17 protein-coding genes are annotated in these 21169 nt (G+C 71.5%); 8 read left to right on the top strand and 9 right to left on the bottom strand.

From position 1 onward, the window contains the following. Nucleotides 1-29: 29 nt before the first annotated feature. Genes ACFY2B_RS32715 through ACFY2B_RS32705 form a run of 3 tightly spaced genes read left to right on the top strand, consistent with a single transcriptional unit; the run spans nucleotide 30 to nucleotide 3208 of the window. Nucleotides 30-794, top strand: coding sequence for a phosphopantetheine-binding protein (locus ACFY2B_RS32715; protein ID WP_390766687.1), 765 nt, complete (start codon nucleotides 30-32; stop codon nucleotides 792-794). Next, nucleotides 787-1560, top strand: coding sequence for an arylamine N-acetyltransferase (locus ACFY2B_RS32710; protein WP_390766686.1), 774 nt, complete (start codon nucleotides 787-789; stop codon nucleotides 1558-1560). The genes ACFY2B_RS32715 and ACFY2B_RS32710 overlap by 8 nt, the downstream gene beginning before the upstream one ends. Nucleotides 1561-1576: 16 nt before the next feature. Then, nucleotides 1577-3208, top strand: coding sequence for a bifunctional 3-(3-hydroxy-phenyl)propionate/3-hydroxycinnamic acid hydroxylase (locus ACFY2B_RS32705; RefSeq protein ID WP_390766685.1), 1632 nt, complete (start codon nucleotides 1577-1579; stop codon nucleotides 3206-3208). 201 nt (nucleotides 3209-3409) lie between these two features. On the opposite strand, the gene ACFY2B_RS32700 is transcribed toward ACFY2B_RS32705, so the two are convergent. Continuing rightward, nucleotides 3410-3853 (bottom strand): winged helix-turn-helix transcriptional regulator, encoded by a 444-nt coding sequence (locus ACFY2B_RS32700; RefSeq protein ID WP_390766684.1) that lies wholly within the window; start codon nucleotides 3851-3853, stop codon nucleotides 3410-3412. An 84-nt stretch (nucleotides 3854-3937) separates the two neighbouring features. On the opposite strand from ACFY2B_RS32700, the gene ACFY2B_RS32695 reads away from it, so the two are divergent. The 4 genes from ACFY2B_RS32695 (at nucleotide 3938) to ACFY2B_RS32680 (ending at nucleotide 8303) form a co-directional block, all read left to right on the top strand. After that, on the top strand, nucleotides 3938-5425 hold the full coding sequence (locus tag ACFY2B_RS32695) for an MFS transporter (protein ID WP_390766683.1): 1488 nt from the start codon (nucleotides 3938-3940) through the stop codon (nucleotides 5423-5425). Between the two features lie 247 nt (nucleotides 5426-5672). Beyond that, the gene (locus ACFY2B_RS32690) at nucleotides 5673-6875 is read left to right on the top strand and encodes a cytochrome P450 (RefSeq protein ID WP_390766682.1); all 1203 of its coding nucleotides are present in this window, start codon (nucleotides 5673-5675) and stop codon (nucleotides 6873-6875) included. Further along, nucleotides 6872-7117, top strand: a complete 246-nt coding sequence (locus tag ACFY2B_RS32685; protein ID WP_390766681.1) for a ferredoxin — start codon at nucleotides 6872-6874, stop codon at nucleotides 7115-7117. The genes ACFY2B_RS32690 and ACFY2B_RS32685 overlap by 4 nt, the downstream gene beginning before the upstream one ends. A 10-nt stretch (nucleotides 7118-7127) precedes the next feature. After that, nucleotides 7128-8303, top strand: a complete 1176-nt coding sequence (locus tag ACFY2B_RS32680) for a macrolide family glycosyltransferase (RefSeq protein WP_390766680.1) — start codon at nucleotides 7128-7130, stop codon at nucleotides 8301-8303. A gap of 65 nt (nucleotides 8304-8368) precedes the next feature. Here the strand turns inward: ACFY2B_RS32680 and ACFY2B_RS32675 are convergent, their stop codons facing one another. From ACFY2B_RS32675 to ACFY2B_RS32660, 4 genes are read right to left on the bottom strand one after another with little or no spacing between them, the layout of a single operon-like run. Then, a complete protein-coding gene (locus ACFY2B_RS32675) occupies nucleotides 8369-9466 on the bottom strand; it encodes a Gfo/Idh/MocA family protein (RefSeq protein WP_390766679.1) in 1098 nt (365 codons plus the stop codon). Between the two features lie 58 nt (nucleotides 9467-9524). After that, nucleotides 9525-10727 carry an acyltransferase family protein gene (locus ACFY2B_RS32670; RefSeq protein ID WP_390766678.1) on the bottom strand — a complete coding sequence of 401 codons (1203 nt, stop codon included), beginning with the start codon at nucleotides 10725-10727 and terminating at the stop codon, nucleotides 9525-9527. A 42-nt stretch (nucleotides 10728-10769) separates the two neighbouring features. Further along, nucleotides 10770-12071, bottom strand: a complete 1302-nt coding sequence (gene rfbH / locus ACFY2B_RS32665; protein ID WP_390766677.1) for a lipopolysaccharide biosynthesis protein RfbH — start codon at nucleotides 12069-12071, stop codon at nucleotides 10770-10772. 22 nt (nucleotides 12072-12093) lie between these two features. Next, nucleotides 12094-13074, bottom strand: a complete 981-nt coding sequence (locus ACFY2B_RS32660) for a Gfo/Idh/MocA family protein (RefSeq protein ID WP_390766676.1) — start codon at nucleotides 13072-13074, stop codon at nucleotides 12094-12096. 268 nt (nucleotides 13075-13342) lie between these two features. On the opposite strand from ACFY2B_RS32660, the gene ACFY2B_RS32655 reads away from it, so the two are divergent. Beyond that, complete coding sequence (locus tag ACFY2B_RS32655; RefSeq protein ID WP_390766675.1) at nucleotides 13343-14803, top strand: NDP-hexose 2,3-dehydratase family protein; 1461 nt, start codon at nucleotides 13343-13345, stop codon at nucleotides 14801-14803. Nucleotides 14804-14888: 85 nt separating this feature from the next. Here ACFY2B_RS32655 and ACFY2B_RS32650 read toward each other — a convergent pair whose 3' ends face one another. The 4 genes from ACFY2B_RS32650 to ACFY2B_RS32635 form a co-directional block, all read right to left on the bottom strand. Next, on the bottom strand, nucleotides 14889-16256 hold the full coding sequence (locus tag ACFY2B_RS32650; protein WP_390766674.1) for a 3-deoxy-7-phosphoheptulonate synthase class II: 1368 nt from the start codon (nucleotides 16254-16256) through the stop codon (nucleotides 14889-14891). 72 nt (nucleotides 16257-16328) lie between these two features. Then, nucleotides 16329-19133, bottom strand: coding sequence for an AAA family ATPase (locus ACFY2B_RS32645; RefSeq protein ID WP_390766673.1), 2805 nt, complete (start codon nucleotides 19131-19133; stop codon nucleotides 16329-16331). A gap of 100 nt (nucleotides 19134-19233) precedes the next feature. Next, a complete protein-coding gene (locus tag ACFY2B_RS32640; protein WP_390766672.1) occupies nucleotides 19234-20052 on the bottom strand; it encodes a shikimate dehydrogenase family protein in 819 nt (272 codons plus the stop codon). Continuing rightward, nucleotides 20049-21128 carry a 3-dehydroquinate synthase family protein gene (locus ACFY2B_RS32635; protein ID WP_390766671.1) on the bottom strand — a complete coding sequence of 360 codons (1080 nt, stop codon included), beginning with the start codon at nucleotides 21126-21128 and terminating at the stop codon, nucleotides 20049-20051. Before ACFY2B_RS32635 ends, ACFY2B_RS32640 begins: the two co-directional genes overlap by 4 nt. Nucleotides 21129-21169 lie beyond the last annotated feature (41 nt).

Below are 21169 nucleotides of genomic sequence, written 5' to 3'. Positions count from 1 at the left end.
TGGATGGTGAGTGGGTTGAGGATGGTCGGATGGGGGGTGGGTATTGGTATCGGAATTTGCGGCAGCCGGTGCGGTTCGGGTCTGCGGTGGAGGCGCTGGTCGCGGACGGGTTCCGGGTGTTCGTGGAAGCCAGCGCGCATCCCGTACTGACGGTCGGCGTGCAGGAGGCTCTGGAGACCGCGGGGAGAGTCTCCTCGGCCGTCACGGGGACGCTGCGGCGCGACGACGGCGGTATGCGGCGGTTCCTGTCCTCGGCGGGGGAGCTGTGGACACGCGGAGTGGAGGTCGACTGGTCGACCGTCCTGCCGCACGCCGGAGGACCCCTTCCGGACCTGCCCACGTACGCCTTCCAGCACCGCCGCTACTGGCTTGAGACCACACCGCGTACCCGCCACACAGCCAAGGAGGACCTGTCGATGGACGACCGTACGAACGGCGCCGACGGCCCGGACGCGGCGCAGCAGCCGCAGGCCGAGACGCTCACCGACCTGCTCGTCAAAGCCTCCGAGGAGGCACGGGCCGAACTGCTCCTGGAACGCGTACGCGCCGAGGCGGCGGCCGTGCTCGGGCACGACGACCCCGCACCGATCGACGACGGCAGCGTCTTCTTCGAGATCGGCTTCACCTCGCTCACCGCCGTGGAACTGCGCAACCGCCTCTCGGCCGCGACCGGCTTCGAACTGCCGATCATGCTGCTGTTCGACCACCCCACCCCGGCCGCGCTCGCCGAGCACCTGGGCGAGCTGTACGCGGCCGACGACTCCGACAACAGCGAGGAGCGGGCCGGTGTTTGACGTCGAGCGCTACCTCAAGGTCCTCGGCCACACCGGTCCGGTGCGCGCCGACTGGGAAACCCTGCGGTCCCTGCACAAGAAACATCTGATCGCCGTGCCGTACGACAGCACCCGGAACACCGGGAACGGAACCTCCCTGTGGGAAGGTGTCGACATCGACGCGGACGAGACGTTCGACAGCCTGATCGTCGACGGCCGCGGCGGGGTCTGCTACGAACTCAACGGGATCTTCCGACTCCTCCTGGAGCGGATCGGCTTCGAGACCGGCGTACTGGCGGCCGGCATCCGGCAGATGGACGGCAGCTTCGGGCCCGACCTGGAGCACGTCTTCGGCTACGTACGCCTGGACGGCGAACCGGTCCTCGTCGACGTCGGGTTCGTGGGGCCCTCGTACCTCGAACCGCTGCGGGTGAACGACGAGATCCAGCACCAGTACGGCAACGACTTCCGCGTCCGGCGCCTGGACGCCTACCACGTCGTCGAACGCAGGGGGCGCACCGGAGACTGGCTGGCGGTGTACCGCTTCCTGCTGCGCCCCAGGGAGTTCGCGGAGTGGCAGCACCCCACACCCGACCTGGTGGCCTTCGCACGGCAACTGGCCCGCACCGGAACCGTCATCCGCGGCCGGGCCTTCGACCGCGGTCAGCGGATCCTCATCGGCCGGCGCCTGCTCACCGTGGACGACGGCCAGGAGACCGTCCGCGGCCTCGTCGACCGGGCCGACCTGGACCGGGTCGTCGCCGACATCCTGCGGACCGCCGACTGACACCGGAGACGACGAGATGAACGACAGCTCATCGGTGACCGGACCCGGACCGGCCCAGGACGCGCCCGCCGAGGCCGACGTCCTGGTCGTCGGCGCCGGACCGGTCGGCCTGGTCACCGCTCTCCTGCTGGCCCGGCAGCATCTGCGGGTCACCGTGCTGGAGCGATGGCCGCAGCCCTATCCGATGCCCCGGGCCGTCTCCTTCGACGGGGAGTCGGCACGGATCCTCGCCGCCGCCGGAGTGGGCGACCTGCTCGACGAGTTCGGGGAGTCGTCCCGCGACTACACCTGGCGCAACGGCGAGGGCGCGCTCCTCTTCCACGTCGACGTCGCGGACGTGGGCCGCTCCGGATGGCCCGACTCGACGTCCATGTACCAGCCCGCCCTGGAGGCGGCCCTCGCGGCCCGCGCCGAAACCCTGCCCGGCCTGCACATCCTGCGGGGACAGGAGGTCGTGGCGCTGACCGACCACGGTGACCGGGTCCGGGTCGGCACGGTCGGCCCGGACGGACCACGGGAGTTCACGGCCTCCTGGCTGGTCGGCTGCGACGGCGCCAACAGCTTCGTACGGGAGGCCGTGCACGCCGGACTGAAGGACTACGGGTTCTTCAACGACTGGCTCACCTGCGACGTCATCCTGCACGAACCCCGCGAGTTCCACCCGAACAACCTCCAGGTCTGCGATCCCCTGCGCCCCAGGACCGAGGTGTCGGCCGGACCCGGGCACCGGCGCTGGGAGTTCATGCGGATCCCGGGTGAATCCGTCGACGAGTTCGGGCGGACCGAGAACGCCTGGAAACTGCTCGCCCTGTTCGGCATCACACCCGACAACGCCACCCTGGAGCGGCAGGCCGTCTACACCTTCCAGGCCCGCTATGCGACCGAATGGCGTATCGGCCGGGTCCTGATCGCGGGCGACGCGGCCCACCTCATGCCGCCCTTCGCCGGACAGGGCATGTGCTCGGGTTTCCGTGACGCGGCCAACCTGGCGTGGAAACTCGGCCTCGTGCTGCGCGGCACGGCGGGGGAGGCGCTGCTGGACACCTACACCACGGAACGCCGCGCCCATGTGCAGCATGCGATCGGCATGTCGATGGACCTCGGCCGGATCATCTGCCAGACCGACCCGAAGGCCGCCCGGGACCGCGACGCCATCATGATCGCCACCAGGGAGCGCGGGCTCGGCCGCACCAGCCGCGAGCCGGCCGTGCAGCAGCTCACCGAGGGCCTGCTCCACCGGGACGCCGAGGGCCGGCCGATCGCGCCGGCCGGGGAACTCGGCCCGCAGGGCAGGGTCGCCCGGAACGGCGTGGAGGGGCGGTTCGACGAGGTCGTCGGCCCCGGGTTCACCCTGTTCAGCACGGTGCCCGTCGAGGAGCTGCTGGACGCGGACCGGCTGCGGACCCTCGCCGACCTCGGCGTGCGGGCCGTCCGGCTGGTAGTAGCCGGCCATACGGACGTCCCCGGCGAGGAGGGAGCCGTGCGCGACCAGGACGGCACGTATCTGGCGCTGCTGGCTCCCGCGGGAGCGACGGCGCTGATCGTCCGCCCGGACTTCTATGTGTACGGCGCCGCGGCGGACGCCGCCGAACTGGCCCTGCTGGTCGATGAGTTGAGCGCACAGCTCGCGGCGGCCGGAACCGGCTGACGCGGGGCCTCGGGGGAGCAGTTTCTGAAGTCGGGTCAGGGGCACCCGGTGCCCGGTGCCTGATGCCCGGCCTCGGCGCGAGGCACCGGCGCCGGGCCTCCGGCGGCCGGAGCCGCCGCGGTCCGGCCCGGCCCGCGGGGCCGGCCGGGTCACGGCCCGGTCGGCGTCCGGCCCCGCCGGGACCCGGACCGGGCCGTCGGCTCAGCTGATGAGATCGACCGCGCCGGTGTCGTACTCCCTGCGCGCGTCGGCGATCGCGGAGCGATGCCGCTCCGCCCACATGGCGAGGGACACCAGGGACTCGTACAGTTCCACGGCCATCGGTGTGGCCGTGTACTCCACCTTCGGCGGAACCGTCGGATAGACCGTCCGGGTCAGCAGCCCGTCCCGCTCCAGATTGCGCAGGGTGAGCGTGAGCATGCGGCGGCTGATGCCCCTGACCGCGCGCTCCAGTTCGGTGAACCGACGCGGCCCCTGCGCGCACTCCAGCAGGATGCCGATCGCCCACTTGCCGCTCACCCGCTCCAGGACCTGGAGCACCGTGCAGGCTGTCTTCTCGTGATCGTCGGCGGCGCCGCCGACAACTTTCTCGACGGGCGGCACGGCCCGGACCTGGACGGTCACAGCGCTGTTCCCCTGGGACATGAAAGTGCCTCCTTCCACCGGACTTCAGGGTCACACATGATGAATCCAGTAACAAGTCGTTCCCTTTGAGAAAGAAGGTCACCCATGGCTGCCGACACGGCCGCCCCGGTCGAGCGGAAACGCTGGCTGGCGTTGTACACGCTCTGCGCGGGAACGCTGATGATCGTCCTGGACGGAAGCGTCGTCACCGTGGCGCTGCCCACCATCGGCAAGGAGCTGGACTTCTCCCAGTCCAACCTCGCCTGGCTGGTCAACGCGTACATGATCGCGTTCGGCGGACTGCTGCTGCTGTCCGGCCGGCTCGGCGACCTCATCGGCCGCAAGCGCATGTTCATCGGCGGCATCACCCTGTTCTCGGCGGCCTCGCTGCTGTGCGCGCTCGCAGGCAGCCAGGGGATGCTGATCTTCGGCCGGTTCGTCCAGGGCGTCGGCGGTGCCATGGCCAGTGCCGTGACGCTGGGCATGATCGTGACGATGTTCCTTGAGCCCCGCGACCAGGCCAAGGCCATCGGCATCTTCAGCTTCGTGGCCGCGGCCGGCGGTTCCATCGGCGTCATCGCCGGCGGTGTGCTGACCGAGGCGGCCGGCTGGAACTCCATCTTCTACATCAACGTGCCGATCGGCGTCGTCATCCTCTTCGCCGCGTCCCGGCTGTTCGACACCGACCGGGGGCTCGGCTTCGGGGCCGGAGCCGACATGGTGGGCGCCGTCCTGGTGACCGGCGGTCTGATGCTGCTCGTCTTCGCGATCAACAGGATCGACAGCGACGGGCTCGGCTCCGCCCAGACCCTCGGCTTCGGCGGGCTGGCCATCGTCATGCTCATCGGATTCGTGCTGCGGCAGGCCAAGGCGAAGACCCCCCTGCTGCCGCTGCGGATCTTCCGCTCGCGCTACCTGTCCGGCGCCAACGGGGTCATGGTCCTCTTCGTGGCCGGACTGTTCGGATTCCAGTTCCTGCTCGCCCTGTACCTCCAGTCGGTGGCGGGCTACAGCTCGATCAAGACCGGCATGGCCTACCTGCCCGGTCCCATCGTGATCGCCGTGATCTCGCTCGGCTACTCCGCCAAGCTCATCACCCGCTTCGGCCCGCGCCGTGTGCTGCTCGTGGGCATGGTCGTCACCACGGTCGCGCTGGGCCTGCTGGGCCGGCTGCCCGTGGACGCGTCCTACGCCCCGGACGTCCTGCCCTCGGTGATCCTGCTCGGCGTCGGCGCGGGACTCGCGCTGCCCGCCGTGATGGGGCTCGCCATGTCCAGTGCGACGCCCGCCGACTCGGGTCTCGCCTCGGGCCTGATCAACACCACCCAGCAGATCGGCGGCGCGCTCGGCGTGGCGATCCTCGCGACGCTGGCCGGATCCCGCTCGGACACCCTGCTCGGCCAGGGCAAGAACCCCGCCGAGGCCATGACCGGCGGCTACCACGTGTCCTTCCTGGTGGCCGCCGCCCTGGAGGTGGTCGGCGTCGCCCTCGCCGCCTTCGTCCTGCGTGCCCCGAAGGCCGCGGCGGCCCCCGCCGACGCGGCCGAACAGGGCGTGGAGGACGCCGCCCTGCCGTCGCCGAACCAGAACTGACCGACCGCCACGAGCGGTCCGGTCACGGTTCCGGCCCCGGTCTCCCCCGCCCGGTGCCGGACGAGCGCCCGGTCGTGCCCCAGTGCGTGGCCGGGCGCTCGCCCATGCCCCGCCACCTGCACGGTCGCCGCCGGACACCGGTCCAGGTCAGGGGGGCATTAGGGGATGGCGAACACCCCCTTGACCAGTAGCGTTTCAGCCGTTCTTCCGACCCCGTGTACAGGCATCAGAAAGGGACCCAGCCGGTATGACGACCGCAGATCAGGCCGCGCCCAGTTATCCGTTCGGGCCCCCGGAGCGGCTAGACGTCCACCCCCGCTACGGGGAACTGCGCAGGGACGAGCCGCTGTCCAAGGTCACCATGCCGTACGGCGGCGAGGCCTGGCTGGCCACGCGGTACGACGACATCAAGGCGGTCCTCTCCGACCAGCGGTTCAGCCGCGCGGCCACCGTGGGCAGCGACGTGCCCCGGCTGCGACCGCCGCTGGAGTCCGAGAACATCCTCAGCATGGACCCGCCGGACCACAGCCGGCTGCGCAAACTGGTCTCCAAGGCGTTCACGGTCCGCCGCATCGAGGAACTGCGGCCCCGGGTGCAGATCATGGTCGACGAACTCATCGACGAACTGCTCGACGCCGGACAGCCCGCCGACCTCGCGAAGACCGTCGCCTGGCCGCTTCCGGTCCGGGTGATCTCCGAACTGCTCGGTGTGCCCAAGGAGGACCGGAACAACTTCCGCACCTGGACCGGACTCGCCCTCGCCACCGGCAACGAGACCTCCCCCGAGGAGATCGCGGACGCCCTGAACCAGCTGCTGGCGTACATGGGCGGCCTTATCGCCGCCCGCCGCGAGAATCCGGGGGACGACCTGCTCAGCGGGCTGATCCAGGCCCGCGACGCGGAGGACCGGCTCAGTGAGCAGGAACTGATCGTGCTGGCCGTGACCCTGCTGGCGGCCGGCCACGAGACCACCGCGAACCAGATCGGCAGCCAGACCTACCAACTGCTGACCCACGAGGGCTACTGGCAGCGGCTCGTGGCCGAGCCCGACCTGGTGCCGCAGGCCATCGAGGAACTCCTGCGCCACACCCCGCTGTCCGCGGGCGCCGACAACGCGCGCATCGCCCTGGAGGACATCGAACTGGGCGGGAAGGTCATCCGCAAGGGCGAGGCCGTCGTGGCCATGCCGCTGCTCGCCAACCGCGACGACGCCGTTTTCGAGCACGCCGACCGGCTCGACCTGGACCGCCGCGACAACCAGCACATCGCCTTCGGCCATGGCGTGCACCACTGCCTGGGCGCCCCGCTCGCCCGCGTGGAACTCCAGGTGACCATCGGCACCCTGACCCGACGGCTGCCCCGGCTGCGGCTCGCCGAGGCGCCCTCGGAGGTGCCCTGGCGCCGGGACCGGATCGTCCGCGGCCCGAGCGCGCTGCTGGTCGCCTGGTGACCGCGCCGCAGCCACCTGCGGGCCGCTGGTCGGTCACCGTCGACCGGAGCGTCTGCAACGGCTCCGCCATCTGCATCGGCACGGCACCCGGCCGGTTCCGCCTTCAGGACCGCAAGTCCCGGCCCGTGGCCACGGAGATCGCACCCGACGAGACCGTCCTCGACGCCGCCGCATCCTGCCCGTGGGAGGCCCTGACGGTGACGGACCTGGAGACCGGCACGGTGCTCGCCCCCGAACAGTAGAGAGCGAGACATGGGAAAAAGCATCCTGCTCATCAACATCCCGGCCCGCGGACACGTGTTCCCGACGCTCGCCGTCGTCACCGAACTCGTGGCACGCGGCAACACCGTCACCTACGTCACGGTCGACGAGTTCGCGGACACCGTACGGGCGACGGGCGCGCAGGCCCTGACGTACGACTCCGTGAACCCGCTGGAGCTGGTCGGCAAGCCCGAGGCGGGCGGAGCGCCCGCGGTGTTCCTGCGCGAGAACATCGCCATGCTGCGGGCGATCGAGGCGCACTACGGGGAGCGCAGGCCCGACGTCGTGGTCTACGACGAGGCGGCCTTCCAGGCGGGTCGCGTCCTGGCCCGCAAGTGGCACCGGCCCGCCGTGCAGTCCACGCCCAGCTTCGCCTTCAACGAGCACTTCTCCTTCATCCGCAAGATGTTGGAGGAGGCGGACGGCTTCACCCTTCTCGACCCGGTGGACGAGACCACCGCGCTGCTTGCCGAGCACGGTCTGGAGGGTCCGCTGGAGGACTACCTGTGGACCGTGCGCGGCCCCGAGGAACGCAACCTCGTGTACCTCCCGCAGAACTTCCAGTACCGCGGCGAGACCTTCGACGAACGGTTCGCCTTCGTCGGACCCTGCCTGGGCGAGCGGGAGTTCCTGGGGGACTGGCGGGCCCCGGACGACGGCCGCCCGCTGGCCCTGGTGTCGCTGGGCACCGTGCACAACGACAACATCGGCTTCTTCCGGGCCGCGGTCGACGCGTTCGCCGAGCTGCCCTGGCATGCGGTGATCTCCGTCGGCGACAAGGTCGGGATCGACGACCTCGGGCCCCTGCCCGGCAACGTGGAGGCCCACCAGTGGGTGCCGCACCTCCAGGTCCTGGAGCACGCCTCGCTGTTCGTCAGCCACGGCGGCACGGGAAGCCTCATGGAGGCCCTGCTCGCCGGGGTGCCGCTGGTGGTCGTGCCGCAGTGGCTCGATGTCGCCCCCAACGCGCAGCGGGTCGCCGAACTCGGCCTCGGCCGGCTCATCGAGCCGGCGGACTTCGACGCGGCACGCCTGCGCGCGGCCGTGCTCGACCTCACGGCCGACGACGAGGTGGGCCGCCGGGTCGCGTCCATGCGCGAGCACGTCGCGGCGGCCGGCGGCACCCGGCGGGCGGCGGACGTGATCGAGGCGAGCGCCACCGCCTGAACCGCACGCCGAAGGGGTGGTCTCCCGCACGGGAGACCACCCCTTCCACGCGTCTCGCGGCGCGCTCACACCGCCGTACGACGCCCGCTGTCCGCCGACTCGTTGATGCTGTCCACCAGGCGGTGCAGTTCGACGGCCGTGGTGAAGTCCGGCTCGACGGGGCCACCGTCCCGGATCGCCGCGGCCAGTTCCGCGTAGACCCGCCCCACATTGCGGACCGAGGGCGTCTCGCCGGGCAGGACGGTGCGGTGCACCTGCGGCACGGGGATCCGCTCCGTCGTGTGCTCGTCCCGCGCCCAGCCCACGTGCAGTTCGGAACCCGCGAGCGCGGCGGTCTCGGCTTCGAGGACGAGCCGCCCCTTCCTGCCGTACACCTCGATCCGCAGCCCAGAACCCTGGAGGCCACCGGTGAGGATCTGCGCGGTGGCCATCGCGCCGGACGCCAGGGTGCCCTGCACCAGGACGTGGTCGGGCGAGGTCACGGGGACGTCCTGGCCGGTCTCGGCGATCACCAGGTTCGGGGTGCGGGTGGCGAGCGTCGCGTTCAGCTCGGTGAAGTCCCCGACCGCGCACCGGAACATGTCGAGGGCGTGCGCGCCGACGATGGTGAGCGTGTTGACCGCCTTGTCGCGGTCCGCGAGCCAGGCGTAGCGCTGCGGCAGCAGATTGCCCGTCGGCGTGGACGCCGAGTACGACAGCGTCGCGGACAGCACCTCCCCGACCCGGCCGTCGGCGACCAGATCACGCAGCTGACGGATGGCCGGATGCTGTCGGCTCTGCAACCCGACGGCGTGCCGGACGCCGGCCTGCTCGGCGAGGTCGCGGTAGCGGGTGGCCCGGGCGGCGTCCGCCGCCAGCGGCCACTCGCAGTACACGTGCTTGCCCGCGGCGATCGCCTGGGCGACGAGGTCGTCCCGGGCGGGGAGCTGCACCGCGACGGTGACGAGGTCCACTTCCGGGTGCTCGATCAGTTCCGCGGGATCCGCGAAGCCGTACGGGGCACCCCAGTGCGCCGCCGCGCGGGCGGCGGCCTCCGCACGGGTGGTGGCCACCGCGGTCAGCTCCAGGCCCGGCAACTGCTCCAGGGCGGGCAGATGCGTCGCCGCGGCCCAGCCCCGGTCCGCGTTGGCACCGATCACCCCTACCCGGATCGTGTCCGACACGACATCACCTCTTCGATCAGATCGTTGTGTTCCATGACAACCGCCCGGTCTCCGTACGCTACCCGGCCAGGGAGTCCGTACGGGGTGTGGTGCGCGGCGCCCCCTTCGGCTGCTGCTTCCCGCTGCGGCTCCAGCGGCGCATCACCGGCTGCTCCACCAGGGTGTACAGCAGCCAGCCCGCCAGCAGGTTCGCCAGGAACAGCGCGATCAGCAGCAGGACCGCCACCGGGGTGGCGAAGGTGCGCGCCCCGAACACCTCGGGTCGGCCGTACCAGATCACCAGACCCTGGACCAGATAGAAACCGAAGGAGACGTTTCCCAGCCACACCATGGTCCGGCTGCTCAGCCAGCCGCCGTCGCCGCGCAGATCCGCGGTCGCCGACGCGCACAGCACCATGGAGACCGGGATGATCGTGGTGAGGCTGAAGTCGTACGGGTCGGGCGCGGCGACCGCGGCCGCGTAACCGCAGGCGAAGACGGCGGCCGAGGGGAGCAGGCCGATCCGCGGCCAGAGGCCGGCGGCGACGATCCGGGCCAGGATCATGCCCAGCACGAACTCGAACAGCCGCGGCGGCGGGAACGCGTAGCTGAACCACTGCTGGTTCAGGCTCTGGTCGAACAAGGGGGTCTGGACACCCCCGGGGATCAACCGCGTCACCAGCGGGACCGAGGCGACACCGGCGACCATCACACCGGCCCACAGCCACAGCCGCCGCTCCGCGATCCGCCGCACCAGGATGATGAACAGCGGGAACAGCGCGTAGAAGAAGAGTTCCGAACAGAGCGTCCAGGCCGGTCCGTTGACACTGGCCCAGGTGTCGGGCCGGTTGCTGAAGGAGTGCACCAGGAACAGGTTGGGCAGCCAGGCGTGCAGCGGGGTCTGGGCGGCGGCGTACAGCCACATCGCCAGCGCCCAGGTCACGACGTGGTTGGGATAGATCTTCAGTGCTCTGCGCCGCCAGAAGGCTCTGGGTCTGTCCCCGGGCACCGACGACCAGGTCAGGACGAAGCCGCTGAGGACGAAGAAGAACGACACCCCGATGGAGCCGGCGGGGCGCAGGACGTCGGCCAGCGGCTGCGCGATGTCCTGGTCGGCGAAGAAGCTGATCGGGGCCGTCGGCTGCAGGGGGTCGGCGAGCAGCGACGAGTGGACGAGGAAGACGAGCATGGCCGCGAGGAACCGGAGGCCGGTGAGCGAGGGGAGCGGGGCCCGGCGCTGGGCCGGGCTGCCGATGGCCGACGAGGCGGCGCGGTCTGTCATGATCCGTACTCCCTTTCGGGCGGATGCGCGGCCGGCCGCTCGTCAGCGCGCCGTGAACGCGCGGATGGATTGGGCGACGTAGTCGATCATTTCGTTGGTGATACCGGGGTAGACGCCGATCCAGAAGGTGCGCTCGGTGATCGTGTCGCTGTTCTCCAGCGAGCCCACGACCTTGAAATCGACGTCCTGATATGCGGGTTGCCGAGCCAGGTTGCCCGAGAACAGCATGCGCGTGCCGATCTTGCGGGACTCCAGGAAGGCGACGATCTCGCTCCGGTCGAACGACGCGTCCTCGGTGACCGTCAGGACGAAACCGAACCAGCTCGGATCGCTGTTCGGAGTCGGCTCCGGCAGCAGCAGGCCGGGCACCCCGTCGAGTGCTTCACGCATCCGCTGCCAGTTGCGCCGCCGCGCCGCCCCGAACTCGGGCAGCTTCTCGAACTGCGCGAGCCCCAGGGCCGCCTGGAGATCCGTCGTCTTCAGGTTGTAACCGATGTGCGAGAACGTGTACTTGTGGTCGTACCCGTACGGCAGCCGGCCCAACTGCTGCGAGAAGCGCTTGTGGCAGGTGTCGCTCTGCGCGGGCTCGCACCAGCAGTCCCGGCCCCAGTCCCGCAGCGACTCGACGACCCGCGCCAGCGGGAGGCTGTCGGTCACCACACAGCCTCCCTCACCCATCGTGAGGTGATGGGCCGGATAGAAACTGGCCGTGGCGAAGTCGCCGAAGCTGCCGGTGGGCCGTCCGTCGTAGAAGGACCCGACGGCGTCGCAGTTGTCCTCGACGAAGAACAGGTCGTGCTGCCTGGCCAGTTCCGCGATCTCCGCGGCCGGGAACGGATTGCCGAGGGCGTGCGCGATCATGATGGCCCGGGTGCGCGGCCCGATGGCGTCCGCGACCCGGTCGGCGGTGGTGTTGTACGTGGGCAGGTCGACGTCGACGAGGACGGGGACCAACTGGTTCTGCACGATGGGGTTCACCGTGGTCGGGAACCCGGCCGCGACGGTGATGACCTCGTCGCCGGGCACCAGCCGCCGGTCGCCGAGTTCCCGCTGGGTCAGCGCGGTCAGCGCGAGGAGGTTCGCCGAGGAGCCGGAGTTCGTCAGATGCGCCTTGCGGCGCCCCAGCAGCCGGGCGAACTTGCGCTCGAACTGGATCGCGCTCGCCCCCGCGGCGATGCGCATCGCGAGCGCCGCCTCGACCAGGGCCGCGCGGTCGTCCTCGTCGAACGTCGCTCCGGACGGCAGAATCGGTGTCTCACCCGGTACGAACCGGCGGTCCGCCTCCTGCGCGCGGTGGTACTTGCGCACGCTTTCGAGGATCAGATCTTTCTCGGTCCTGCTCATCGAAGTCCCCTCGGATCGATGGTCACGGGCGCAGCAGGGCCCGTTCCCGCACACGGTCGACCAGACCTGCCTGGGTCAGTACGGACTCGCCCTCAAGGCCCGAGGGCACGCCGTCCACCACCCGTGCGACGAATGCCGCGACGACGTTGCCGAACTGGTCCTCGGCCGGCAGCGTCAGCTCCTCCAGATGGTCCTGCCGCTCGATCCGCAGGACGGGCGAGTGGGTGGGCGGCGGCGTGTACGCCCACTGCGCGCTGATCCGGCCCGAGCTGCCCCAGAGCGCGTACCGGGAGCGGTAGGAGTGCTCCATGCCCCAGGTCAGATGGGCGGTGACACCGTCGCCCCGGGCGAGCAGCGCGGAACCGCCCAGATCGACCGCGCGCGCCGGGTCGTGGTGCAGCGTGGCGCCCAGCACCTCCAGCTGGGAGCCGACGTGCAGCAGGGCCGTACGCACCGGGTAGACGCCGATGTCGGTGAGCGCGCCGCCGCCCACGTCCGGCAGATAGCGGATGTCGTCGGTCGACTTCGCGGGGAAGGCGAACTCCGCGGTGAGCGAGCGCAGTTCGCCGATGACCCCGCTCGCGACCAGTTCCCGGACCCGGGCGTGCTGGGAGTGGGTGAGGAACATGAAGCTCTCCAGCAGCACCAGGCCCCGCTCCGCGGCCAGTTCGACCAGGGCGGTGGCCTGCTTGACCGTGGTGGCCAGCGGCTTCTCGGAGAGCACGTGTTTGCCCGCGAGCAGCGCGCGCTCGATCCAGCCGGCGTGCAGCAGCGCGGGCAGCGGGACGTAGACGGCGTCGACGTCCGGGCGTGCCAGGAGCCGCTCGTAGCCCTCGACGGGTTCACCGCCGAAGCGGTCGGTGAAGCGCCGGGCCTTCTCCTCGCTCCGGCTCGCCACGGCGGTGAGGGTGACATCCGGATTAGCTGTGATCGCCGGCAGCATGCGCCGCCAGGCGATTCCCGCACAGCCGAGCACGCCGATCCGCAACGGACTTGCCTTCACTCGGGACCTCCACTGGGCCGACCGGCATTCCATGGGCGCGGCCGTACGTCGACTGATATTCCGGGGTGAATTCCCGGCGATAGCGCACCGATCGTAGATGTTGAATTCCTTTTCCTGTCAACCCCATGCTGACCGGGTAACAGGCCGCGGAAATCCCCTAATTCCCCCCTGAGTTGAGGTGGCCGCCCGCCACCCCCATGGGGCCTCCCGCATAGTGGGCCGAGAAGTGGACCGAGGACAGGCCGCCCATCAACGCCGAGGAGTTCCCATGCTCGACACATCGGCCGCCGTGCGACTGCGCAGGCCGGACGAGCGCATGGCGCTGCGGATCACCGAATCGGCACTGGCCGCCGAGGGGGTCATGGACCTCGCCGCATTCCACCACTGGTTCGCGCACCGGCGCAGCGTCGACGTGGCCCGGGTCGACCGCGTCGACCTCGACGACCTGGACCGCTGGGGCCGCGATCCGGACACCGGCGACCTCGTGCACGACAGCGGGCGCTTCTTCGCCGTCCGCGGTCTGTCCGTGGAGATCCCGGGCGCCGCGGTGCCCTCCTGGGCCCAGCCGATCATCGACCAGCCGGAGATCGGCATCCTCGGCATCGTGGTCAAGGAGTTCGACGGCGTCCTGCACTGCCTGATGCAGGCCAAGAACGAGCCGGGCAACTTCAACGGTGTCCAGCTCTCACCCACGGTCCAGGCCACCCGCAGCAACTACACCAAGGTGCACCGCGGCAATGCCGTGCCCTATCTGGAGTACTTCCAGGACACCAGCCGGCACCGGGTGGTGGCCGACGTCCTCCAGTCCGAACAAGGGGCCTGGTTCTACCGCAAGCGCAACCGGAACATCGTGGTCGAGGTGACCGAGGACATCGAACTCCGCGACGGTTTCTCCTGGCTGACGCTGGGCCAGCTGCACCGGCTGCTCGACGGCGACGACATCGTCAACATGGACTCCCGCACCGTGCTGTCCTGCCTGCCGTTCTCCGGCGCCGACCTCGCGGCGGCCTTCCCGCTGCCTGGCGAGTCCTTCGGCGCGGCCGTGATCCGTTCGTGCAGCGACGAGCAGGGCGCGCTGCACACCACGGACGAGATCCTCAGCTGGATCACCGAGGCCAAGGCCCGCGCCCTGGTGCGGACCCGGATCGTGCCGCTCGACCGGGTCGGCCAGTGGCGGTCCACCCCGGCCGAGATCGTCCACGAGACCGGCCGCTTCTTCCGGGTCATCGGCATCTCCGTACGGGCCGAGCACCGGGAGGTCGCCGGCTGGACCCAGCCCGTGGTCGAACCCGTCGGCGTCGGCATCAACGCCTTCCTCGTCAAACGGATCGGCGGTGTGCTGCACGCCCTGGTCAACGCACGCATCCAGCCCGGCTATCTGGACGTGGTCGAACTCGCGCCCACCGTGCAGGCCACACCCGGCAACTACACGGTGCTGCCCGACGCGGCCCGGCCCCGGTTCCTCGGCGAAGTGCTGGCGGCGGCCCCGGACCGCATCCGCTTCGACAGCCTGCTCTCCGAGGAGGGCGGCCGTTTCCACCAGGCGCGCAACCGCTATCTGGTCATCGAGACCGACGAGGACTACGAGCCCGAGGACGCGGCGGACTTCCGCTGGCTCACCCTGCACCAGCTCGTCGGCCTGCTGCGGCACAGCCACTATGTGAACGTGGAGGCCCGCAGCCTGATCGCCTGCGCGCACAGCCTGGTCGGCGCGGTGCGGACCGGCTGAGCCCGCCGCGGTCCCACGGCGCGGCTGAAGGTGCCTCCCCCGCGGGATCGTGGGGGAGGCACCTTCACGTGTCCGCCCGCCCCCGTCAGCCGCGGAGCATCTCGGCCACCAGGAAGGCCAGTTCGAGGGACTGCTCCGGATTGAGCCGGGGGTCGCACACCGTCTCGTAGCGGTCCGCGAGATCCTCGTCCGAGATCTCCTGCGCCCCGCCCAGGCATTCCGTGACGTCGTCCCCGGTCAGCTCCACGTGCAGGCCCCCCGGATGGGTGCCCAGAGCGCGGTGCACCTCCAGGAAGCCGCGGACCTCGTCGGCCACCCGGTCGAAGTGCCGGGTCTTGTAACCGCTCGGGGACTCATGGGTGTTGCCGTGCATGGGATCGCACTGCCACACCACCTCGTGGCCCGCGGCGGTGACCCGCTCCACGATCGGCGGGAGCGCCTCCCGGATCCGGGTGTTCCCCATCCGCGTGATGAACGTCAGCCGGCCCGGGACGCGCTGCGGATCCAGCCGCCGCGCGTAGTCCACGGCCTGCTCGGGCGAGGTGCCGGGGCCGATCTTCAGACCGATGGGGTTCGCCAGCAGCTCCGCCAGCGCGAGGTGCGCCCCGTCCGGCTGCCGGGTGCGCTCACCGATCCACAGGAAGTGGCCGGAGACCCCGTAGAGCCGGCCGTCGTGCGGGCGCAGCAGCGCGCGCTCGTAGTCGAGCAGCAGCGCCTCGTGCCCGGCGTACACCTCGGGGCTGTAGAGCGCGGTGGCGTCATGGCCGACCCCGCGGTCGATCTCGGTGGCCAGCCGCTCGAAGCGGGCGCCCGCCGGAGTGCGCCGGACGAAGTCCTTGTTCCACTCGTGCACATGGGGCAGTCCCGCGTCCCCCGCGGGGCCGGTGACCGCGCGCAGCAGGTTCATGGTCGTGCTCGCGTTGGCGTGGGCCCGCAGCATGCGCTCGGGGTCCGGGGTCCGGTCACCCGGCGTCGGCAGGAACGAGTTGACGATGTCGCCGCGGTACACCGGCAGGCCGAGCGAGTCCACCGTCCCGGACCGGGGTTTGGCGTACTGCCCGGCGATCCGGCCGATCTTCACCACCGGCAGCCCGGTGCCGAAGGCCAGCACGACCGCCATCTGGAGCAGCGTACGGACGGTGGCCCGGATGTGCTGCTCGGTGTTGCCCGCGAAGGTCTCGGCGCAGTCGCCGCCCTGCAACAGGAAGGCCCGGCCGCGGGCCACCTCGGCCAGGCGCGCGCCCAGGTCGTCGACCTCGGCGGGCAGCACCAGGGCGGGCAGTGCGCCGAGCGTCCCGCGGACCGCCTCGACGGCGCCCGGGTCGGGCCACCGGGGCTGCTGTTCGGCCGGCTTGGCCAGGGCCGCGTCGAGCCGGGCGCGCAGCCCGGACGGCAGCTGCCGCGAGCCGGACGGGTGCGTGGACGTGGCGGAGGCGCGTGGGGCGTCGGACATGGTCCACCTGCTTCGGTGTCGGTCTCGGCCGGGGTGAGCGGGGGTCGGAGGGAGAGGGGAGGGACACGGGTCTCACGCGGACTTCTTGCTGACGTCGGCCCACAGACCGACCGGCAGGTCCTTGCGGCGTTTGACGTGGAGCTTGCGGTACACCCGGGTGAGGTGCTGCTCCACGGTGCTCGCCGTGATGTACAGCCGGTCGGCGATCTCCCGGTTGGTGTAGCCCATCACCGCGAGCGAGGCGACGCGGCGTTCGGAGTCGGTGAGCGACGCGATGTCCTCGCTGCTGTCCGGGGCGGAGCCCGGCCGCGACGCGCCGCTGTCGTTGACGGCGAGCAGTTCCTGCGCGACCGGCTTGGCCTCGCAGCGGTTGGCGACGTACAGCGCGTGCCGGAACAGCAGCCGGGCGCGCCGCTTGTCACCGGTCGCGTAGCAGGCCCGGCTCAGCTCCGACAGCACCCGCGCCTGCTCGTACCGGTCACCCGCCGCCTCGAAGAGGTCCAGCGCCTCGGCGAGCAACTGCGGCCGACGGCGCGGCGGTACGGTCGCGGCGAGCAGCCGCAGGGTGAGGGCGCGCACCCGGCCGCGTTCGTTGCCGAGCCGGCCGAGCTGTTCGTGCAGCAGCTGCCTGGCCTGGTCGTGGTTGTCCAGGCGCAGCCACGCCTCGGCGGCACTGGTGCGCCACGGCACCAGGTCGGCGTTGTCCAGGCCCCAGCGGCGGACGAGGTCGCCGCAGGCCAGGAAGTCGGCGAGCGCGGCGTGGGAGTGGTTGGTCGCCAGCCGGTAGTGCCCGCGCGCATGCAGGTAGTGCAGTCCGTACCAGCTCTGGAACACCGCCTCGGGCAGGGCGCGGGTCAGATACTTCGCCGCGTCCTCGTAGTCGCCCATCCGGGTCGCGGCCAGCGCCAGCGTGCCCAGCGGCAGTGCCACCGCCACCCCCCACGACTGGTGGGAGAGATAGGTCAGCGCGGCCTGGCCGAAACGCACCGCGGACGGCAGGTCGCCCTGGCGCAGCGCGACATGGGCGCGTATCCCGGCGAACAGGGCGCGCTGGGTGGGCGCCTCGCGGCCCTGCGCGTCCTCCAGGAGCTTGTCGCACCACTCCGCGGCGATGTCGTGCCCCTCCGCCTGGACCAGGGTGAGCAGCGCCGTGAGGGCCGCCTCCTCGCCCCAGCGGGTGGCACCGCCCAGCCGCAGCTCGCGCAGCACCTGCTCGGCGCGGTCGACCAGCTGGGTGCTTTTGCCGTGCACGAGGCCGTCCGCCAGCAGCGCGGTGACCTGGAGCTGCGGTTCGATGCGCGGGGTGACCAGGGGGCCGCGCCGGTCGGCCGGCGCGGTCGGCTGCCGGCGCCGGCACAGCGGCGGGTGGGCGAGGGCCAGCCACCGTTCGGCGTCGCGCAGCGCCAGCGACTCCTCGCTGTGCTCGTCGCCGCTGCTCAGCAGGCGCAGCCGCTCCAGTACCTCGGTGGCCTCCTCGGTGCGCCCCAGCCACAGCAGTTTGCGGACGAGCGCGAGGTTCTGGCCACGGTCCAGGTGCTCGCCGCGGCCGGCGGTGAGCGGGGTGAGGTGCCGGCCGGCGGCCGACGGGCTGTACTGCCACTCCGCGTGCGCCAGACGGGCCCGGATGGTCGCCCGGTCGCGTTCGTCGGTGGTGCAGCGGTGGGCGAGCCGCAGGCAGTCCGCGGCGAACTCGTACCGGTGGTCGAGCAGGGCGTGCTCGGCGGCTTCCAGCAGCACGCCGGTCGCCCAGACCGACTGGCCGCGGCCGGCCGCCACCAGATGGCGGGCCACGGTGGTGGCGGTCGCGCCCTGCTCCTGTCGCAACTGGGCGGCCCTGCGGTGCAGTTCCGTGCCGTCCTGGGCGCCCATGAAGTCGAGCACGGCGGACCGGGCCAGCGGGTGGCGGAACTCCACACCGTTCAGCAGGCCGTTGTCGGACAGCGACCGGAGCGTGCGTTCCACCGTGCCGGTCTCGGTGCCGAGCAGCTGGCCCAGCTCGGCGGGTGCGGCGCCGCCGTCCAGCACGGCGAGGGCCTGCACGACGCGGAGCAGCATCGGGTCCCCGCGGTGCAGGCAGCTGACGAACGTGGCGCCGAAACCCTGTGGCCGGGGCTCGCCGGAGAGCAGGTGGTCCTCGGTGAGGACCCGGGTGAGCAGCGGATGGCCGCCGCCCGCGTCGTGGACCGCGGGTGCCAGGGTCCGCGCCTTCTCGGTGTCCATCCGCTCCTCCAGGAACTGGCGGACGCCGTTCTGGGAGAGCGGGGGGATGCGGATCCGGTGCGCGTGCGGCTGACGCAGCAGTTCGGAGTGGACCGGCGGGCCGGACGGTAGCATTCCGGTGTCGTCCGTGACCACCAGGAGCACCCGGCCGTTGCGCAGCCTGCGCACCAGCCGCAGCAGGCAGTCGAGCGATGCCTGGTCGGCGTGGCGCACGGTGTCGACGCCGAGCACCACCGGCGCGGCCGCGGACAGTTCGAGGATCACCTGGGACAGGGCGTGCAGGACGCGTGCCAGTTCGGGTGTCACGGGTCCGCTCGGGGAACCGGACGGCAGGGCGGCGGCGTCCCGCAGCAAGGAGCGCACCCGTGCGGCGAGTTCCGGCCGCAGCGGGGCGCTGTCGAGGAGCTGGCTCACCACGCCCAGTGGCACCGGACTCTCGGCCGGATGGCAGGAAGCGTGCAGGTACAGGGCGCCGGACCGGCTGGCCCGGTCACCGAAGGCGTGCAGGACTTCGGTCTTTCCGCTGGCGATGCTTCCGTCGAGCAGGGCCACATGACCGTGCCCCTGGGCTGTTTCGGACAGGAGCTTGTCCAATAGCTCCAACTGTTTGTCCCGTTCGACCGGTTTCACTTCGTTACCCCCATTTATTGCGATCATGCGCGCGTCCTGATTCACGAAGCGAAAGACATCATGCGGGGGTCACGCCTACTGTCCGGGAATCGTCCGCCCATTGGTGAACCGAAGTCCGTGGTTCCGATTACCGGCCCGGAGCCAGCCGGAAGAACTCCCGGTAGAGATCGAGTTGCTGAGTCAGCATGTGCACGCCGTGATGGACGGGATGGCCGAGCGCGGCCGCCGACTTCAGCAGCGCGGTCTCCCTCGGCTTCATGATGATGTCGGCGACCACCGCTCCGGGCTCCAGCGTTCCCGGCGCGAACGGCAGCGGATCACCCGGGGACAGACCCAGCGGAGTGGCGTTGACCGCGAGATCCGCACCCTCCGGATCGGGCACGGCACGGCCGGCCAGCCGCCCCGGCCACACCCGGGACAGCCGGCCGAGCAGCGCCTCGCGCCGCCCGGAGTCGGGCTCGCAGACCGTCAGCCGGGCCACGCCCGCCCCGAGCAGCGCCGCGGCGATGGCACTGCCCGCGCCACCCCCGCCGACCAGCATGACCCGCCGTCCCTCCGGTGCGTGACCGGCGGCCCGCAGCCCCGCCACGAAGCCGGCGCCGTCGAAGTTCTCCGCGTACCAGCGGCCGTCCGGCTCACGGCGCAGCGCGTTCGTGCTGCCGCTGAGCCGGACGGCCGGGCTCAGCCCGTCGGCGAAGGCACGGGCCGCCGCCTTGTGCGGGACGGTGATCAGCAGCCCGTCCACGTTGCCCGCCCGTTGCAGGCCCCGGACGACGTGCGGCAGGTCGTCCGGGCCGGCGTGCACCGGCACCAGCACGGCGTCGGTGCCGGGCCGGTTCAGCAGGGGATTGAGCAGGGCCGGCGCCTGCACCTGCCGCACCGGGTCCCCGATGACGGCCAGCAGCCGGGTGGTTCCGCTGATGCTCCAGGGCACACCGCCGGTCATCGCGTCGGCGCTCCCGCCGCCGCACGGCGCGGCATCGCGTCCAGGACCGCCGCCACCGTCTCCGCGGGAACGCCGGAGACGAGTTCGGCGCCCGCGGGCCCGTCGAGCACGAAGGCCAGACCACGGGTCGCCTTCTTGTCCAGCCGGGCCAGGGCCACCAGTTCGCCCGTGCTCACCCCGGCCGGCACCTCGGTGGGCAGCCCGTAGTGACGCACGACGTCCAGGTGCTCGGCCACCCGCTCCGGGCCGATCCGGCCGAGCGCCCCGGCCAGCCGTCCGGCGAACACCGTGCCCACGGCCACCGCCTCACCGTGCCGCAGCGCGAAGTCCGTGGCCCGCTCCAGGGCGTGGCCCAGCGTGTGGCCGTAGTTCAGCAGATGGCGCAGCCCCGAGTCGCGTTCGTCGAGGCTCACGATCTGCGCCTTGCGGGCCACGCTCGCCGCGATCTGCTCCGCCGTGCCGAGGCCGCGCAGGTCACCGGCGCCGATGAAGTGACAGCGGGCTATCTCCCCGTACCCGTTGATCCGCTCCCGCTCCGGCAGCGTGGTGAGGTAGTCCGTGTCGCACAGCACGGCCCGGGGCTGCCAGTACGCGCCGACCAGGTTCTTGCCCTGCGGCAGGTTCACCGCCGTCTTGCCGCCCACGCTCGCGTCCACCTGGGCCAGCAGCGAGGTCGGCAGATGCACCACCGGCACCCCGCGGTGGTAGAGCGCGGCCGCCAGCCCCACCGCGTCGGTCGTGGTACCTCCCCCGCAGGAGACCACCACGTCCGACCGCGTCAGGCCGAACTGGGCGAAACACACGCAGAGTTCCTCCACCCAGGACAGCGTCTTGTGCCGCTCGCCGTCCCGGGCCGCGATGTGCAGGGCCTCGACCCCCGGATCGGGTGTCCACGCGGCGGGCCGGGCCGACACCACCACCGCCTTCCGGGCGCCGATCCGGGCGACCACCTCGGGCAAGGTGTGCCGGACCCCGGCACCGATGCGCACCGGGTAGCCGCGGTCGCCGAGGTCGACGTCGATCGTGTGCCAGGACGAGCCGTCCGCGGCGGCGGCCCCCTGCGGAATTCCGGTCATGTCGCACTCCCACTGTCGGTCATGTCGCACTCCCCGTCGGG

The sequence above is a fragment of the Streptomyces sp. NPDC001270 genome, assembly GCF_042896695.1.
Taxonomy (GTDB): domain Bacteria; phylum Actinomycetota; class Actinomycetes; order Streptomycetales; family Streptomycetaceae; genus Streptomyces.
Note: the sequence above shows the minus strand (reverse complement) of the source record. Positions and strands in the feature narration are given on the sequence as shown.

Bases quoted from the DNA above. Each gene is read 5' to 3' on its own strand.
- ACFY2B_RS32650 (WP_390766674.1), bottom strand. From the start codon at position 16,256: ATGTCCGACGCCCCACGCGCCTCCGCCACGTCCACGCACCCGTCCGGC.
- ACFY2B_RS32700 (WP_390766684.1), bottom strand. From the start codon at position 3,853: ATGTCCCAGGGGAACAGCGCTGTGACCGTCCAGGTCCGGGCCGTGCCG.
- rfbH (WP_390766677.1), bottom strand. From the start codon at position 12,071: ATGAGCAGGACCGAGAAAGATCTGATCCTCGAAAGCGTGCGCAAGTAC.
- ACFY2B_RS32655 (WP_390766675.1), top strand. From the start codon at position 13,343: ATGCTCGACACATCGGCCGCCGTGCGACTGCGCAGGCCGGACGAGCGC.
- ACFY2B_RS32680 (WP_390766680.1), top strand. From the start codon at position 7,128: ATGGGAAAAAGCATCCTGCTCATCAACATCCCGGCCCGCGGACACGTG.
- ACFY2B_RS32690 (WP_390766682.1), top strand. From the start codon at position 5,673: ATGACGACCGCAGATCAGGCCGCGCCCAGTTATCCGTTCGGGCCCCCG.
- ACFY2B_RS32695 (WP_390766683.1), top strand. From the start codon at position 3,938: ATGGCTGCCGACACGGCCGCCCCGGTCGAGCGGAAACGCTGGCTGGCG.
- ACFY2B_RS32645 (WP_390766673.1), bottom strand. From the start codon at position 19,133: ATGATCGCAATAAATGGGGGTAACGAAGTGAAACCGGTCGAACGGGAC.
- ACFY2B_RS32715 (WP_390766687.1), top strand. From the start codon at position 30: ATGGGGGGTGGGTATTGGTATCGGAATTTGCGGCAGCCGGTGCGGTTC.
- ACFY2B_RS32640 (WP_390766672.1), bottom strand. From the start codon at position 20,052: ATGACCGGCGGTGTGCCCTGGAGCATCAGCGGAACCACCCGGCTGCTG.
- ACFY2B_RS32705 (WP_390766685.1), top strand. From the start codon at position 1,577: ATGAACGACAGCTCATCGGTGACCGGACCCGGACCGGCCCAGGACGCG.
- ACFY2B_RS32635 (WP_390766671.1), bottom strand. From the start codon at position 21,128: ATGACCGGAATTCCGCAGGGGGCCGCCGCCGCGGACGGCTCGTCCTGG.
- ACFY2B_RS32670 (WP_390766678.1), bottom strand. From the start codon at position 10,727: ATGACAGACCGCGCCGCCTCGTCGGCCATCGGCAGCCCGGCCCAGCGC.